This window comes from Lentibacillus halophilus (genome assembly GCF_055395055.1).
Genome location: NZ_AP043750.1, coordinates 1,113,704 through 1,129,640 on the forward strand (window position 1 = coordinate 1,113,704; position 15,937 = coordinate 1,129,640).

Below are 15,937 nucleotides of genomic sequence, written 5' to 3' on the forward strand. Positions count from 1 at the left end.
TTTTTGAGAAAGAAAATGTTATTCATGGATCAGATATATACCGGGGAGGTGAAAAAATTGTCAATACCGCACGAAAAAGGTTTGGACCATACATGTAACATGTTATTGGAAGGTTATAATTACATTGGAAACAGACGTAAAAGGTTTGGATCGGATATTTTTCAAACGAGATTACTTGGAGAAAACGTGATTTGTATGGGTGGAGAAGAAGCCGCGCAGATATTTTACGATGAAACCAAATTTAAGCGTAAAGGTGTTGCTCCGGAGCGGGTTAAAAAAACATTATTCGGCAAAAAAGGTGTACAAGGAATGGATGGATCGGCACATAAACACCGAAAACAGCTGTTTATGTCATTTATGACGTCTGATCGGATCAACGACTTGAAAGATATAACCGAAAGACAATGGGCAATTGCAGCAGCTGACTGGGAGCAACGTCGGAAAGTTGTTTTGTTTCAGGAAGCGGAAAAAATCATGTGCCGGATTGCTTGTACATGGGCTGGTGTACCGTTATGGGCGAAGGAACTCAATCAGCGAACCAATGACCTCTCAGCCATGATTGATGCATTTGGAGCGATCGGCCCAAGACACTGGCGAGGAAGAGCTGCTCGTAATCGTAGTGAACAATGGATTAGAACAATTATAAATCAGGTTCGTAATGGGGAGTACCATCCAAACGAAAATACAGCTTTATACGCTATGGCCTGGCACCGGGATTTACAGGGAAATCGGCTGAATCTTAAAGTGGCAGCAGTGGAACTCCTTAATATATTGAGACCAATCGTGGCAATCGGTCGTTATGTAACATTTGGAGCACTGGCGATGCATAACGTTCCGGAAACACAACAAAAATTGGTGACAGAGGGCGATGACTACAATCAGATGTTTGTTCAGGAAGTTCGACGGTATTATCCATTCGGACCATTTTTAGGTGCAAGGGTGCACAATGACTTTATGTGGTCCGGATACCATTTTAAAAAAGGAACGCTTACTTTGCTTGATATTTACGGGACAAATCATGACCCTGATTTATGGGATATGCCGGATGAATTCAGACCGGAACGTTTCAAGGATTGGCAAGGCAGCCCATTTGATTTCATCCCACAAGGTGGGGGTGATTATGCAATGGGACACCGTTGTGCCGGAGAATGGGTAACGATTGAAATAATGAAGGTAAGTTTGGAATTTCTGGCGAAACGAATGGATTATTATGTGCCGAAGCAGGATTTGCGTTTCAGCATGACACGAATACCATCCATGCCGAAAAGTCGCTTTATTATCAATGGTGTCACAAGTAAATAAAAGTGTGTTGAGAACAATGGATGAACGGCTTTAAATTAAAAAATCCCCCAAATGGTTACGAGGCAATCACCCATTGAATAGGATGGTAAGCAACATGCAAATTGGGGGAAAGAACGATGCGTATACATGTCGTGCAGCGCGGAGACTCAATATGGAAAATAGCACAAAATTACGGGTCAAATAGTCATCAGATTGCTTTGCTGAATGACTTGATGGATAATCCTGATACGCTTGTAGTCGGCCAATCATTGGTTATTCCAGAGCCAGGACGTGACTATGTCATACAGCCCGGCGATGACTTATGGTCGGTCGCTCAGATATTCGGGGTGACTGTTCAGGAACTTGCAGAAGCGAACAACATCGCCCATCCTTCACTGATATACGTCGGACAGATGCTGACAAATCCATATATTTCACATACCGTTCGGGAAGGTGAATCTATATGGGAGATTGCTCAACAGTATGGCGTCAGTGTTGAACACATTACTTCGGCTAATAATGTGGGAACGTCCGGATTGATTTTTCCAGGTCAAACAATCAAGATACCGCTTGCTTCCGGATCAGTCGCAGAGACCAATGCATATATGACACAATTGAATGAACAGGGGCAGAGTGAAGTAATGATGCTTGGCAGATATCTTACTTACGTGTCTCCATTCAGATACAGTGTAAAAGAAAATGGAACGCTTACTCAACTGCAGGATCAGACAGTACTGGAGGCAGCCAAAGCAAATAATGTGTCTCCCATGATGGTCGTGACCAATTTTTCACAAGGTGAAATGAGTTCGGATTTGGCAGCGGCGTTATTACGTAATCCGGATGCGCAGGAATCATTGGTTACCAACCTAATAAAGACGATGCGTGACAAAGGATATGCCGGAGTCAATTTTAATTTTGAATATGTTTATCCGGAAGACCGTGAAAATTATAATAATTTCTTGAGACGTGTTGTATCAGAACTCCATCCAGAAGGATTTCTGGTATCAACCGCGTTAGCACCGAAAGAAAGTGCACAGCAGCAAGGACTTCTGTATGAGGCTCATGATTATCAGGCACATGGGGAGATTGTGGATTTTGTTATATTGATGACGTACGAATGGGGTTGGGCTGGCGGAAGACCACGTGCCATAGCCCCGATTAATAAAGTCAGGGATGTGTTGGACTATGCTGTAACCGTGATTCCGCGGAACAAAATTATGATGGGTATGCCATTATACGGGCGAGACTGGAATGTGCCATGGGAAGAAGGAACATTAGCTGACACTGTCAGTCCCAAAGCGGCTGTGCAGTTGGCGCGAAAGTATGGTGCAACCATTCAATATGATGAAACGGCCCAATCCCCATTTTTCAGTTATGTAGATGAAGACGGACAGAAACATGAAGTATGGTTTGAAGATGCCCGAAGCGTTCAAGCGAAGTACGATACGGTGATGACATACGGCCTAAGAGGTGTGAGTTATTGGGTGCTTGGTATGCCATTTCCTCAAAATTGGCCGGTATTGCAACGTAACATTAACGTCCGGAAATTTGAAAACCTTTGAAGCGGTTGTACCGTTTCAAAGGTTTTGGTCACGTGTTGTCGACCAGCATCAATACCATATCGGGTTGTGTCTGTCGTCTTTTTAAAAAAGCCATCATTGTGATCGGATTAAATCAGGCTTTCCAATGTTTTGTGGAACAAATCCTGAAATTTTGCTTCATCTTCCGAACTGAATGCTTTCGGCCCTTTGGTCTTTTTGCCGCTTTTGCGAGCCTTGGCATTTATATATCGGGATTGAAGCAAATAATCGATATTTTGATGGGTGTATTTGAATCCTTTATGGTGCAGGACAGTACAGCCTTTCGACAACGCCAGGGATGCCAGGCCATAATCCTGTGTAATGATGATATCACCTTTCTGTGCCAACTGCATAATCCGGTAATCAGCAGCCTCCGCCCCTGTATCAACGTAAATGGTTTCAACACCGGGCGGATCATAACCATGCGAAAAATGGGAAAAACTTTTGACAAAAACGACTGGAATCGTATAAGGGTATGTCATTTCTGCAACGATTTGTTTAACAGGACAAGCATCTGCGTCAACATAAATAGTCAATTTAACGCCTCCATATATAACGTTATTTTAGCAGACATAACTATGGGATACCAATTGTTCGGATCGATTTTCATGCGGGACCAATGTGCATATAAATCATGCATTCAGTGGGGAAGGAAACGCCCAGATTGTTATGTTACATTATTTGACGATTGAACGATCATTAACTATAATGGTTTACTATGTACGAAAATATATGAGCAAGCCGATGGTTATAGAGACAGAATGAAAAATGATTGGTAAAGGATATCATTTTCCATCCAACGGTCGTATTCACAGCATACTTATATGCTGGAGACACTTGTTCCTTACAACAGGGAGGAAAAACGTGCAGAAAAAGAAAGTAAAAATGGATTGGACGGCATTTGCGGTTAGTGGCGGGTTTTTGATAGCATTTATTGTTTTATCATTCATTAACAGTGAAGCCGTGGGAAATTGGATTACAAAATTGTTCGATTTTTCGGCGAAGTATTTTGGAGCTTATTGGCAGGTCTTAATGTTTGGTAATTTTATCATTGGCATATTTTTAGGCTTTTCGAGATTTGGAAAAGTCCGCCTCGGTGGACTGGATAAGCCGAAGTATAGCTATTACCGCTGGGTTGCGATGATTTTGGTAACCCTTCTGGCAAGCGGAGGCGTTTTCTGGGCGGCAGCTGAGCCTATGTATCATTACATGTCGTCACCCCCACTATTCGGCGATGGCGCGTTCAGCAATGCACCGGCCGCTTTCGCTCAGGCGTTTATGCATTGGGGATTTTTTGCATGGGCCATTCTTGGTACATTGGCTACCGTTGTCATGATGTATGTGCACTATAGTAAAGGCTATCCTTTGCGTCCGAGATCGTTATTATATCCCGTTTTCGGCGAAAAAATATATCATAAAAGTATTATCGGCTCGGCGGCTGATATTTCTTCAATTATTGCTATCGCAGCAGGCACATTGGGACCGCTCGGTTTTCTTGGGTTACAAATTTCATATGGTCTCAATTATATTTTTAACGTGCCAAATACCGTATCCGTAAGTATCATGGTTATTGTCGTTCTCGTAGCGATTGCGGCGATTTCAGCTGCTACCGGGGTTGACCGGGGGATTCTTATTTTGAGCCGTTTCAATGTTGGCATGACATTTGTGTTAGGTATTATTGTCTTGCTGATTGGCCCCACGTTCTTTATCATTGATTCGTTCGTTGGGGGAATGGGAACGTACTTGCAAAACTTTTTCACGATGAGTTTTTATCGCGGCGATGATGCCTGGCTTGGATCGTGGACACTGTTCTTCTGGGGCTGGTTTATTGGCTATGGTCCCATGTTGATTATTTTTATCAGTCGTATTTCCCGCGGCCGAACGATAAGGGAATTGATTATCGCCGTATCCATCGTTGCGCCTCTCGTGACAAATTTCTGGTTTTCTATTATTGGCGGCACTGGGGTCTTTTTCGAAATGGAGAATTCCGGGTCTGTATCAGGAGCGTTAAATGAGGCCGGAATGCCTGCTGCTGTCATGGCCATTATGGATCAATTGCCAATAGGCATGGTTATGGCGGTTGCATTTTTAATTATATCGATTATTTTCGTAGCAACCACGGCCGATACGATCTCGTATACCGTTGCGGTAACATTGACCGGCAATGATCATCCAAAACGATGGTTGCGCGTGTTTTGGGCACTAATATTCGGTGCAACCGCAATGGTGATCCTGACAATTGGGGAAGGGAGTATAACAGCGATCCAGAATTCGATTGTTATTACTGCTGTGCCTGTCTCGTTTCTTTTGTTGCCGCCATTGTGGAATGCACCACAAATTGCGAAAAAGATGGCTCTTGAGCAGGGGCTGTTGTGGGAGCGTCCACGAAAAGGACGGCCCATTAAAATTGACCATTGGAAATAATGGGAGTGCCTTCGTGGTTCTCCCCCTTTTTTGTTCAAAATCATTTATCCATATCAATGTTTTGTGTTTTTTGATATACTTAGAGGTATCAAAGGGAGGCGTAACGGTTGAGTCAAGCAAAACAATTGCAAAAAGATGCAAACCATATGCTTAAGCAGACAAGCAGAACATTCTATATTCCGATTACTTTACTGAAACCGCCATTGAAACAAACGGTTGGATCAGCTTATTTATGCATGCGTGCTGTCGATGAGATAGAGGATCATCAAGAACTGGATGTAGAAACCAAACAACGTCTGCTGCGGGAGACCGGCCGCCTTTTAGAGGGCGAATTTGATGATGATGCGTATCGCTCCATGCTGCAGCCGTATGAATCGCTGCCGGAAGTGACACACAGGCTTGGTGACTGGATCCGTCTGTGTCCGAACGGAATTGTTGAAAAAGTAAAAGCGTCAACACGTGTCATGGCTTTCGGAATGGCTGACTGGGTGGAGAAAGGCTGGCATATACGAGATAGAGACGATCTTGATGATTATACCTATTATGTAGCTGGTCTCGTAGGCGTTATGCTGTCTGATATCTGGTATTGGTATGATGGAACGGAAACAGACCGTGAGCTTGCCATTAGCTATGGACGTGGACTGCAAGCTGTGAATATTTTGCGGAACCAGGATGAAGATAGTGAACGTGGTGTGAAATTTGTCCCGGATGGCTGGACAAGGGAAGATATGTTCCAGTACACTGAAAATAATCTTGCACAGGCCGACGAATACATGAAATCTATCGAAACCCGACATATTTTGCTGTTTTGCAGAATTCCCCTCGCATTAGCCAAGCGGACGATTAAAGCTTTGAAAGAAGGCCGTGAGAAGATATCCAGGAATGAAGTGGAGACGATTGTTGAGAACGTGAAACATAATTAGATAAAGAAATTGCTTGATTTGTTGTTTACTGAAACGATTTGACCAATTAACATCCACATCGCCAGTGTATAAAATAAAGAAACAACATTTCATGGTAATTGCCATGAAAAATTCCCGCCTATGTGAAACCATATGGATTGATTGCATATGAACAAGAGAAAATGGCTGCCAATTCTATACTCTTGGCAGCCATTTCCTTTTTTTTATATATTCGTCAGGTGTTAACAAACCCTGCTCTGCTGAGAGTTTATATGAGAAAACATCAAGCGGTCATCAAGTGGTTAATAACATTGAAACGATTGTATATGGTCTAAATCGATTCCATAGTAGACCCATCTGTTCCTCCGCCAACGAAAGCCAGCGATGGATCGTGGTCCGATAAAGATTGGGAAAAACCAGAAGGCATCCCATTGTAACCAAATATACGTGAATTGAAACAAGCATCCTCTGATCGAGCCAGGGTCAATAGCATAGGTGCTAACCCCTCCCGGCCCCTTTTGCATTGGCTGTTGTTGTGGTGTGAAGGCCGGTGGTGGGGAATTGGGGGGGCTGACTTGCTGTTGTCCGCCCGGCACGTTGGACGGTCCTCCAGGTGAATAGCCGCCCCCTGATGGCCCGGGAGATCCGCCAAAGGTAGGCCCCCCTCCGGGTCCTTGATTCGAAGACCAAGGAAAGTTAAATATCCTTTCATTATCAAACGGTGGCTGATTATGATTCATAATTCATTTCCTCCTTAAAAAAACCTTCTCTTTACTATATGGGAATTCGTCTAATACTGTATGGGCGAATCCATTAGTTGTTCTTTTATTTCTTATATCTCATCTCTGAACATAAGTTATCCCATACGTGGAGACGGGGATAAACAGCTTCTCTTTAACATCCGTGGGAGTTAAAAACACTCTATCAAAAAAGAGCTCCCCCCCATTCGTCATGGAGGAAGCTGGTTTGTAGGGTTTATTCCGTTTGAATACCTTTTGTCCATTCGTCAATAAGCTCTGGATTATCGTTTATAAACTGCCGGGCAACTTTTTTAGGGTCTTTATCCTCGGCAAACACCTTAGGCATCAGTTTTTCAATCATTTCATACGATTCCGTATACTGATTGATAAATTTATAAGCGGCTGGTGCGTCGTCTTCCAAATTTTTATTGGCGACGATACTAATATGGCCACCATTTCCGCCATAACTGCCTTTTGGGTCATTTAACATTTTTAAATCCATGACGCCAAATGTCCAGTGCGGTTTCCAAAGGGTAACCACAATTGGTTTTTTATTCTCAATAGCCGATTTCAACTCGGTGATCATAGCTGCTTCCGAACTATGTCGCAGATCCCATTGCTCCAGACCGTATTGATCAATTGCTTTTTTGGTCAGGCTCATAATGCCGGCTCCCGAATCGATACCTGTAATCTTCCAATTCAGTTTTTTACCAAGCTCTGTGTTGTCTTTTAAGTCTTCCACAGAGTCAATATCTTCCATATAGGATGGCACGGTTAAGGCCAATGGCGCTTTATCGAGCGTCTGATTAACTTCTTCCACCTGGTTTTTATATTGATCCCAATATTGCTTCTGACTTTTTGGCAGCCAGGCTGATGCAGTGAAATCGGCTGTTCCATCAGCTACACTGGCCCACATAGGTCCTGTTTCGACTTGCTTGACCTCCACATTGTAACCAATGTCTTTCAGAACTTCCCCCATTAAGTAACTGACGACCGTTTCTCTTGCCCATGCAACATACGGAATGGTCAGTTCCTTTTTGCCTAATTCAACATCTTTGTTTTCGTCCGTTTCCGTATTTTCGTTCTGGCTCTCATTATTTTCCGGGGATTCGCTGGCATTCGTGTTATTATCGTCTGCACCACATGCTGCAAGAACTATAGAAAACATCAAAATAAAAGCCAATTCTGTTAAACAACGTTTGTTCCACATCAACCGTTATCCACTCCTTCTCTCAATTTATTAGCCATGTGGTTCAGTGTACGAGACTCGACCTGAACAAGGCTAATACCAAAAAAGGGTTTTATGGATAACATACCTTTATTTTGAAGATCCACGGTCAGTTATTGCAGTGATTCTTCGTTTTTTCTGTTTACAGGGCGGAATGCTGTCCGCGTGTCACCATTCGACAATTTTCACCTCAAAGGCTGGCGACGACAGCGTTTATATCATCCGCTTTTGTAATAGCTGAAACAACTGAAACCCCATCCGCACCGGCATCGATAACGGATGCAGCATTTTGGTCGTTAATGCCGCCAATTCCGACAATGGGCGTACCGGGATACTGACGTTTTAATGTTTTAATCCATTCGGTACCGACAGCTTGTTTGGCGTCGTCTTTGGTTGACGTGGCAAAAATCGGTCCAGCTCCGAGATAATCAGCCAGATGAATTGGGCTGTTGTCAACTTCATGCTGATTGGATACCGACAGGCCAATAATTTTATCCGGAAATTTTTCCCTTAACTCTTCCAAGTGCCTATCATCCTGGCCGACGTGGATACCATCAGCTTCCAGTGGTTCAACCATATCCATGTCGTCATTGACAAAAAACAATACGTGGTGCCGCGTGCATATATCGCGCAGTTGAAAACCTAAATTCAGCTTTTCCTGTCCGGTCAGCGAGCCTGTCCCCTTTTCCCGGAATTGAAAAGCGGTAATACCGGCTTTTGCTCCCTTTTCCAAAATAGCTGCAAGGTCCCCAGTACAGTTCTGGCTTCCCATGATAAAATACTTTCGTAAATTCATAACGTTACGTCCTTTCCAATGTTGCAGGGTCATAGGATAGGGCATCGATAAAATGGGGCAGAAATGTTCCAGGTCCATTGACATCCGTTTGCTCGGCGACATATTCCGCTGCCAATCCATAAAATCGGACTGCCGTTAAGACTTGTTGTTCAATCGCGTCGTTCGTTGACAGGCAAGCTGTTAAAATGGAACCGAGAAGGCATCCAGCCCCGGTTATTTTGCCTAGAAGAGGATGCCCGGTGGTATTATGCAACATTTCATTGCCAATGCAAATGACATCCGTTTTTCCAGTAACAACGGCGGTACAGGAATAGGCTTCCGTTACCTTTGAAGCGATTTCATCCGCGTCGCCATCCCCGATTGATTCAACGCCTTTGGTTTCCCAGGGGACTTCAACGAGGTGCGCGAGTTCACCGGCATTTCCTTTAATGACGGTGGGCTTTACTTCGGTTAAAATCTCTTTCATCGCTGTTGTCCGGAACGGGGTGGCCGCAACACCGACCGGATCAATGACAACCGGAACTCCTTTTTCATTGGCTGCTTTGCCGGCTCGAATCATGGATTGCAGCTCGTCAGCGGTTAAGGTGCCGATATTAAGCAGGACGCCATTCGCATTAGCGGCCATGTCGGCGGCTTCCTCTTCAGCCTTTGCCATGACTGGCGCTGCCCCAAATGACAGCAATCCGTTTGCGGAAAAGTTCACAACTACCTGATTGGTCAGATGATGGATCAGCGGTGTTGCTTTGCGTACGTTTTGTATAATCGTTTGATTCATTTATTTCACCTTTTCCTCTCGCTGTGCCCAATGGTTAGTCGGACCGCTTCCATAGCCAATGGAAAACGAATGACGTATGGCTGCGGTCACATAGTCTTTCCCTTTTTGCACGGCTTCCGGTAATGGATAGCCTTGACTCATATAAGCGGTTATGGCTGCGGAATACGTACAGCCGGTGCCGTGTGTGTTTGTTGTATCAATCCGGTCTGCTGTGAACGTATGCATCTGGTTTCCATCATATAAAAAATCCACAGCCTTTCCTTGCATATGACCACCTTTAACCAATGCAGCACCTGCGCCATACTCATGAACCATTTGTTTGGCAGCCTGCTGCATATCTTCGGACGTTTCCACCGTCTTGCCGGTGATCACCTCTGTTTCCGGAATATTCGGTGTGATGACGGTCGTTAAAGGAAGTAATTGGTCGCGTAAATACGTTTGAGCATCTTCGGAAATTAATGGGTCACCGCTCGCCGCGACCATAACCGGATCCATGATATATGGCGTTTCCAACCCGGAAATTTTTTCTCCAACGGCATTCATGATGTCGATATTGGCCAGCATGCCCGTTTTAAAAGCTTGGAACGGAATATCGGAAATAACGGACTCCAACTGCTGCTTAATCATGGATTCCGATAAATGCTGTACATCCTGGACGCCTGTTGTGTTCTGAGCAACAATCGAGGTGATGACGGACATTCCGTACGACTGCAACTCCTGAAATGTTTTTAAATCTGCCTGAATACCGGCACCACCGCTTGGATCTGTCCCGGCAATCGTCAATGAAGCAGGAATAGACTTCATGATAAGACCTCCTCATATGTAATGTTTTAATAAATTGACATGTTTCATTTTCGTTAGAACAAACCAGCCGATAAACGCTCATTTCGGATGGAGTATGTTCTCTATGCGAATCCAAATGAAAAAAGCCAGATCCATAGACTGGACCTGGCTTGAAATAGCTGATAGCAATTTTACCGTCAGACTACTTCCCTGCGCTGGTGCTAACCAGATCAGGTCCATAAGAGTCGGAAAGCTTAAAAGCCTTTCCTCTCAGCCCATAGTTGCCGGGCACCCCTAGTAGTACATTGTTTTATTGTGATTTCATTGTAACAGAGAAACATCTGTGTGTCATCTAATTTCGAAATTTTCAAATCATCATGGTATCAGAAGAAAATGACCTTGATTTTTTGTTACAATAAAATAGTATGCTAATTCACATCATATGGATGAAGAGATTAAAAGGCATTTGGGGAGGTAATTGCATGAACAGAACAGGTGAAATCGTATTAACCATTATCGGTGCATTGATTTATGGGTTTTTTGGCATTGTCGGATCATTTGCGGTTTGGCTGTTAAGCAACGAAGAGATTATAAATGAGGCAAAAGAAGAAATTAGTCAGCAGCAATCCGGAATAACGATGAGTAATTTAAACGAGTTCTTGGAAGCAGGGGTGCAAGGCAGCGGCTGGTTATTAATTATTGTGTCAGTGTTAGCACTGATTGTAGGGATTATTTCCGTTGTGTTCATGAAAGGTGACAAAAAACCCAAAGCAGCCGGCATCATGTTGATTGTAACAGCTGCTATCAGTGTCGTTATCACTCTGGGCGCAGGAATATTCAGCGGCTTATTTTATTTAATCGCCGGTATCATGTGCTTGGCACGGAAAAAGCCAGAGACTATAACTATGGAATAGATACATATCGAAGAGTAACGTATGATCGTTACTCTTCTCTCTTGTATGTGTTAATTTTAGGAATATTTACAAAGTCATTTGCAATCCGTTATAGTGTAGGACAGGTATGATATAGAGATAAGGGAGGATTAAGAATGGAAGAACATCATACCCATGATAATGATTCACGCTATAAAGTAGCCAATCGGGAAGCGTTAATCGGACTTGGATTGGTTGTGTTTAATTTTGTCTGGTGGTTTGCCTTTGCCTATGGTCTTGGTGGGAAGGATCCATCTGACTATTTGTATGTTTTTGGACTGCCTGCATGGTTTTTTTACAGCTGCGTGCTTGGGTTTATCGTTATGGCGGTTCTGGTTACGATTGTGGTTAACAAGTGGTTTGTGACCGTTTCATTTGAGGAAGAAGGAGAAGACACATGAATTGGCAAGCATTGGTTCCATTAATTGGCTTGTTGCTCATAATATTTGGTGTGGGCGTTTGGGCTGGAAGGTACGTTAAATCAAATACATTCATGCAGGATTACTTTCTGGGTGGAAGAAGCCTTGGCGGATTTGTCCTGGCGATGACGATGACGGCTACTTATGGCAGTGCGAGCAGTTTTATCGGTGGCCCTGGAACGGCTTATACACAAGGGCTCGGCTGGGTGCTGCTGGCGATGACGCAGGTGTCAACCGGATATTTCGTGCTGATGGTTTTAGGTAAAAAATTTGCGATTGTGACACGCAAATATAACGCATTGACCATGGTTGATTTTTTGAAAGAGCGCTACCGCTCCAAATGGGTGGTTCTGCTATCGGCGTTCAGCATTATTATCTTTTTATTTTCTGCAATGGCAGCCCAGTGGATCGGTGGCGCCCGGCTGATTGAGTCACTGGTCGGGATTCCGTATACAACGGCGTTATTTATTTTTGCGTTATTCGTTTTGATTTATGTAACTATTGGCGGCTTCCGGGCGGTTGCGCTGACCGATGCTGTTCAAGGAACGATTATGTTTGTCGGGACCCTCATATTGCTGGTTGCGACGATTATCGCCGGGGGTGGTATTTCCAATATCATTGCAGACCTGTCTGCGGAAAACCCGAATTTGATTACTCCATATGGTGCGGATGGCAGTCTTTCGCCAACCTTTGTATCGTCGTTCTGGATCCTTGTGGGCGTAGGCACAGTAGCTTTACCACAAATTGCCGTCCGGGCTATGTCCTACAAAGATTCCCGTTCCATGCATCGAGCGCTAATCATCGGTACCATTGTGGTCGGTGTTATCATGTTAAACATGCATTTGATTGGTGTGTTCGCCCGCCCGATTTTGCCGGGGATTGACGTGGGTGATAAAGTGATGCCGCTTATCGCGTTGGAAGTATTGCCGAACTGGCTGGCTGGCATTGTGCTGGCAGCTCCCATGGCAGCCATTATGTCAACGGTGGATTCTCTATTGCTTCTAGTGAGTTCCTCCATTGTAAAAGACGTTTATTTAAATTACGTGGAACCACAAGCATCCCGTCAGCGCGTGAAGCGATTAAGCATTGGAATCACAGCTGTTCTGGGAATCATTGTATTCGTTATGGCGTTGAATCCACCTGATCTCATTATCTGGCTGAATTTGTTTGCATTCGGCGGCTTGGAAGCGGCGTTTATTTGGCCGGTTGTCATGGGGCTGTATTGGAAAAAAGGTAATAAATACGGTGCGCTTGCTTCGATGGTGGCCGGGATAGGGTTGTATATTTTATCCGACTCGTTCTTTCCACAGCCATTGGGCTTGCATTCGGTTGTCATGCCGGTTGTGGCCGCGTTTTTTGCATACGTTCTCGTGAGCCTGAGCACGCAGAAGCGCACGCTTGGATAGATATGTGACACGATGACAGATGTGTGTTGAATAATGAACACGGCCGTTAAGGTGGGACGGATTTATTGATCGTGTTTGATAGATATCAACCGGAATCGCGATATATCGACCCGATTTCGGGTATATCGACTGGAATTGCGATATACCGACCCAATTTCGAGTATATCGACCGGAATTGCAATATATCAACCCGATCTCAGGTATATCAACCGGATTTAGGATATATCGACCGAAATCGCGCTTCAACAACATGAGTATGGAGATACTGCCTAATCGCATCGAAAAAAGGATGTCATCACGACATCCTTTTTTTACGTACGTTCAATTGATTGGTCATTCGCAAGTTTTACAAAATAATCCAAAGATGCTTCGTTGCTTAATGATCCTTTATTGACCACTTCATCAACCGATTTGCCCATTAGTATTTTTTTGATTGGAATTTCCAACTTTTTACCGTTTAATGTTTTTGGCAGATCAGGAACGTCGTAAATGGCGCTTGGAACGTGTCGCGGTGAACATTGTGTACGGATCTCACTTTTAATGGTTTTTTTTACGTCTTCGGTCAGCTCTTTGCCATCTTTCATTAATACAAACAGCGGTGTATAAGAATCACCATCCCCCTTGGGAACATCGACAATCAAGCTGTCGCTCACGTCGCTGACATGGTCAACGGCTCGATAGATTTCACTTGTGCCAATGCGGATACCGCCGCGGTTGATGGTAGCGTCCGATCGTCCGTAAATGACACATGTATAGCGGTCGGTTATTTTCAAATAGTCCCCGTGCCGCCAAATACCCGGAAATACGTTGAAATAACTGTCGTGCAAGCGGCTGCCGTCAGGGTCGTTCCAGAAATAAATCGGCATGGATGGGAACGGTTCGGTCAGCACAAGTTCGCCGACTTCCCCAATTTGCGGATTTGCGTTGTCATCAAAGCTTTCAATTTTAGCTCCCAGACCGCGGCACTGCAATTCACCGGCATAGACTGGTAAAATTGGTGCACCGAGAATAAACGCCGTGCATATATCCGTTCCGCCGCTTGCCGAGGCAATCCAAAGATCTTCCTTCACATGATTATAGCACCACTGAAATCCTTCCGGCGGCAGCGGGGATCCGGTCGAGCTAATACTTTCGAGGCGACTCAAATCAAACTCATTCCCCGGTTCCAGACCATCTTTCATGCAGGCAGTAATAAAGCTGGCACTCGTTCCGAACACCGTCATTTTCGTATCCTGAGCAAATTTCCACAGCATTCGCTTATCCGGATACCCTGGACTGCCGTCGTATAAAATAATTGTGCTGCCGGTCAGAAGACCTCCAACGAGGAAATTCCACATCATCCAACCGGTTGTTGTGAACCAAAAGAAGCGGTCGCCTTTACCAAGATCGACATGGAACGTCAGCGCTTTCAAGTGTTCGAGCAAAATACCGCCCTGACTTTGAACGATGGGTTTCGGTTTGCCGGTTGTTCCTGATGAAAAAAGTACCCAGAGCGGGTCGTTAAATGCTACATGTTCGTACGTTAACTTTCCAGGTGTGCTCACGGCATCATCCCATAAAGTGACATTTGTTAAACGGTTGATATCCGGGTTGCTGTTCAAATATGGAATAACGATGGTTGCTTCCAATCCTGGTAACTCTGATTGGATATCTTCCACGACAGACGTTCGGTCAAAATCCTTGCCATTGTAGCGATAACCGTCAACCGTTATCATCACTTTGGGTTCGATTTGTTGGAAACGATCAATCACGCTTTGCATCCCGAATTCGGGGGATGCGCTGGACCAGATGGCACCAAGGCTGGCACTTGCCAGAAATGCTACAATTGATTCGTAAGTATTGGCGACATAGGCAACGACACGGTCGCCTTTATTCACGCCGAGGTTTTTCATCGTCCGCTGCAGGGCGGATGTATCACGGTGAAGCTTTCCCCACGAAGCCTCTTCCGTCCCGCGCAGTTCCGAAGAGTGAATAATAGCCGGTTCATCGTTATGCCGGTTTCGAAAAATATGCTCGGCATAATTAATCGTCGCTTCGGGAAACCACTTTGCTCCAGGCATTTGATGGGTTGAGAGCACTGTTTCGTAGGGTTCTTCAGCTTGGATGTTAAAATAGTCCCAGATGGATGCCCAAAAATGCTCCGGTTCCTCAACAGACCATTGCCAAAGCGTATGATAATCCTCGAATCGCTTGTCCTTATGGGTTTGAAGCCAATCCATAAAATGATACATATTGGATTGCTGTTTTCGTTCATCGCTCGGTTCCCACAGCAATGTCCCTTCCTTTATATCACTCACACTTTTCCATCCTCCTTGCCTTTGTTCTCCACTCATATCCATTATATGAAACCGTTTACTATCTGTAAAGGCAGGTACAGGAAGGAAGCAGCGTCACCAACTGATCTTAATCATTACGTTGTTCATATTCGGCAAATTTCACAAATGTATGTTCATCTTCAATCAGCCCGCATGAACCGCACTGGATCCGATAAGTCGGACCATGATACATGATATGAAATACTTCCGGATAGCTGTCTTGATAATCATTCTGCACATCACCGGTTTGCGGATTCAATTTGACCGGTTGGGCAACTTGTTCAATCACGTTGAACCGTGACCAATTGGTTTTGCAGTTTGGACAACAATATTGTTGTGACATGTAAGACACCTCC

14 protein-coding genes and 1 riboswitch are annotated in these 15,937 nt (G+C 44.5%); of the genes, 7 read left to right on the plus strand and 7 right to left on the minus strand.

Features of this window, described 5'->3' with window-relative positions; all coding sequences use genetic code 11:
* The first annotated feature begins 24 nt into the window (after positions 1 to 24).
* Complete coding sequence (locus tag ACZ5Q7_RS05335) at positions 25 to 1,302, plus strand: cytochrome P450 (protein WP_343751015.1); 1,278 nt, start codon at positions 25 to 27, stop codon at positions 1,300 to 1,302.
* A gap of 116 nt (positions 1,303 to 1,418) precedes the next feature.
* On the plus strand, positions 1,419 to 2,843 hold the full coding sequence (locus ACZ5Q7_RS05340; protein ID WP_343750849.1) for a LysM peptidoglycan-binding domain-containing protein: 1,425 nt from the start codon (positions 1,419 to 1,421) through the stop codon (positions 2,841 to 2,843).
* Between the two features lie 107 nt (positions 2,844 to 2,950).
* Here the strand turns inward: ACZ5Q7_RS05340 and ACZ5Q7_RS05345 are convergent, their stop codons facing one another.
* Positions 2,951 to 3,397, minus strand: coding sequence for a YaiI/YqxD family protein (locus tag ACZ5Q7_RS05345; protein WP_343750852.1), 447 nt, complete (start codon positions 3,395 to 3,397; stop codon positions 2,951 to 2,953).
* A 349-nt stretch (positions 3,398 to 3,746) separates the two neighbouring features.
* Between ACZ5Q7_RS05345 and ACZ5Q7_RS05350 the strand changes: the two genes are divergently transcribed.
* Positions 3,747 to 5,285, plus strand: coding sequence for a BCCT family transporter (locus tag ACZ5Q7_RS05350; RefSeq protein WP_343751016.1), 1,539 nt, complete (start codon positions 3,747 to 3,749; stop codon positions 5,283 to 5,285).
* 107 nt (positions 5,286 to 5,392) lie between these two features.
* Entirely contained in the window at positions 5,393 to 6,208 is an 816-nt protein-coding gene (locus ACZ5Q7_RS05355) for a squalene/phytoene synthase family protein (RefSeq protein WP_343750853.1), read from the plus strand.
* A gap of 954 nt (positions 6,209 to 7,162) precedes the next feature.
* On the opposite strand, the gene ACZ5Q7_RS05360 is transcribed toward ACZ5Q7_RS05355, so the two are convergent.
* The 4 genes from ACZ5Q7_RS05360 to thiD form a co-directional block, all read right to left on the minus strand.
* The gene (locus ACZ5Q7_RS05360; RefSeq protein ID WP_343751017.1) at positions 7,163 to 8,137 is read right to left on the minus strand and encodes a glycine betaine ABC transporter substrate-binding protein; all 975 of its coding nucleotides are present in this window, start codon (positions 8,135 to 8,137) and stop codon (positions 7,163 to 7,165) included.
* Between the two features lie 208 nt (positions 8,138 to 8,345).
* Complete coding sequence (gene thiE, locus ACZ5Q7_RS05365) at positions 8,346 to 8,951, minus strand: thiamine phosphate synthase (RefSeq protein WP_343750854.1); 606 nt, start codon at positions 8,949 to 8,951, stop codon at positions 8,346 to 8,348.
* A gap of 4 nt (positions 8,952 to 8,955) precedes the next feature.
* On the minus strand, positions 8,956 to 9,726 hold the full coding sequence (gene thiM / locus ACZ5Q7_RS05370; protein WP_464433148.1) for a hydroxyethylthiazole kinase: 771 nt from the start codon (positions 9,724 to 9,726) through the stop codon (positions 8,956 to 8,958).
* Positions 9,727 to 10,530: a bifunctional hydroxymethylpyrimidine kinase/phosphomethylpyrimidine kinase gene (gene thiD, locus ACZ5Q7_RS05375; protein WP_343750858.1), complete on the minus strand. Its 804-nt coding sequence runs from the start codon at positions 10,528 to 10,530 to the stop codon at positions 9,727 to 9,729. It lies immediately after the preceding gene.
* A 169-nt stretch (positions 10,531 to 10,699) separates the two neighbouring features.
* A riboswitch (TPP riboswitch) is annotated at positions 10,700 to 10,815 on the minus strand.
* Positions 10,816 to 10,991: 176 nt separating this feature from the next.
* On the opposite strand from thiD, the gene ACZ5Q7_RS05380 reads away from it, so the two are divergent.
* The 3 genes from ACZ5Q7_RS05380 (at position 10,992) to panF (ending at position 13,266) form a co-directional block, all read left to right on the plus strand.
* Positions 10,992 to 11,423 (plus strand): DUF4064 domain-containing protein, encoded by a 432-nt coding sequence (locus tag ACZ5Q7_RS05380; RefSeq protein WP_343750860.1) that lies wholly within the window; start codon positions 10,992 to 10,994, stop codon positions 11,421 to 11,423.
* Positions 11,424 to 11,557: 134 nt separating this feature from the next.
* Positions 11,558 to 11,842 (plus strand): YhdT family protein, encoded by a 285-nt coding sequence (locus ACZ5Q7_RS05385; protein ID WP_343750862.1) that lies wholly within the window; start codon positions 11,558 to 11,560, stop codon positions 11,840 to 11,842.
* Positions 11,839 to 13,266, plus strand: a complete 1,428-nt coding sequence (gene panF, locus ACZ5Q7_RS05390; protein ID WP_343750864.1) for a sodium/pantothenate symporter — start codon at positions 11,839 to 11,841, stop codon at positions 13,264 to 13,266. The genes ACZ5Q7_RS05385 and panF overlap by 4 nt, the downstream gene beginning before the upstream one ends.
* Positions 13,267 to 13,577: 311 nt before the next feature.
* On the opposite strand, the gene ACZ5Q7_RS05395 is transcribed toward panF, so the two are convergent.
* Positions 13,578 to 15,563 (minus strand): acetoacetate--CoA ligase, encoded by a 1,986-nt coding sequence (locus ACZ5Q7_RS05395; protein ID WP_343750866.1) that lies wholly within the window; start codon positions 15,561 to 15,563, stop codon positions 13,578 to 13,580.
* Between the two features lie 106 nt (positions 15,564 to 15,669).
* Positions 15,670 to 15,924, minus strand: coding sequence for a DNA alkylation repair protein (locus ACZ5Q7_RS05400; protein WP_343750868.1), 255 nt, complete (start codon positions 15,922 to 15,924; stop codon positions 15,670 to 15,672).
* Positions 15,925 to 15,937 lie beyond the last annotated feature (13 nt).

Coding starts and splice junctions, on each gene's coding strand:
- ACZ5Q7_RS05360 (WP_343751017.1), bottom strand. CDS start 8,137: ATGTGGAACAAACGTTGTTTAACAGAATTGGCTTTTATTTTGATGTTT.
- panF (WP_343750864.1), top strand. CDS start 11,839: ATGAATTGGCAAGCATTGGTTCCATTAATTGGCTTGTTGCTCATAATA.
- ACZ5Q7_RS05340 (WP_343750849.1), top strand. CDS start 1,419: ATGCGTATACATGTCGTGCAGCGCGGAGACTCAATATGGAAAATAGCA.
- ACZ5Q7_RS05380 (WP_343750860.1), top strand. CDS start 10,992: ATGAACAGAACAGGTGAAATCGTATTAACCATTATCGGTGCATTGATT.
- ACZ5Q7_RS05335 (WP_343751015.1), top strand. CDS start 25: ATGGATCAGATATATACCGGGGAGGTGAAAAAATTGTCAATACCGCAC.
- thiD (WP_343750858.1), bottom strand. CDS start 10,530: ATGAAGTCTATTCCTGCTTCATTGACGATTGCCGGGACAGATCCAAGC.
- thiM (WP_464433148.1), bottom strand. CDS start 9,726: ATGAATCAAACGATTATACAAAACGTACGCAAAGCAACACCGCTGATC.
- ACZ5Q7_RS05350 (WP_343751016.1), top strand. CDS start 3,747: ATGGATTGGACGGCATTTGCGGTTAGTGGCGGGTTTTTGATAGCATTT.
- thiE (WP_343750854.1), bottom strand. CDS start 8,951: ATGAATTTACGAAAGTATTTTATCATGGGAAGCCAGAACTGTACTGGG.
- ACZ5Q7_RS05400 (WP_343750868.1), bottom strand. CDS start 15,924: ATGTCACAACAATATTGTTGTCCAAACTGCAAAACCAATTGGTCACGG.
- ACZ5Q7_RS05385 (WP_343750862.1), top strand. CDS start 11,558: ATGGAAGAACATCATACCCATGATAATGATTCACGCTATAAAGTAGCC.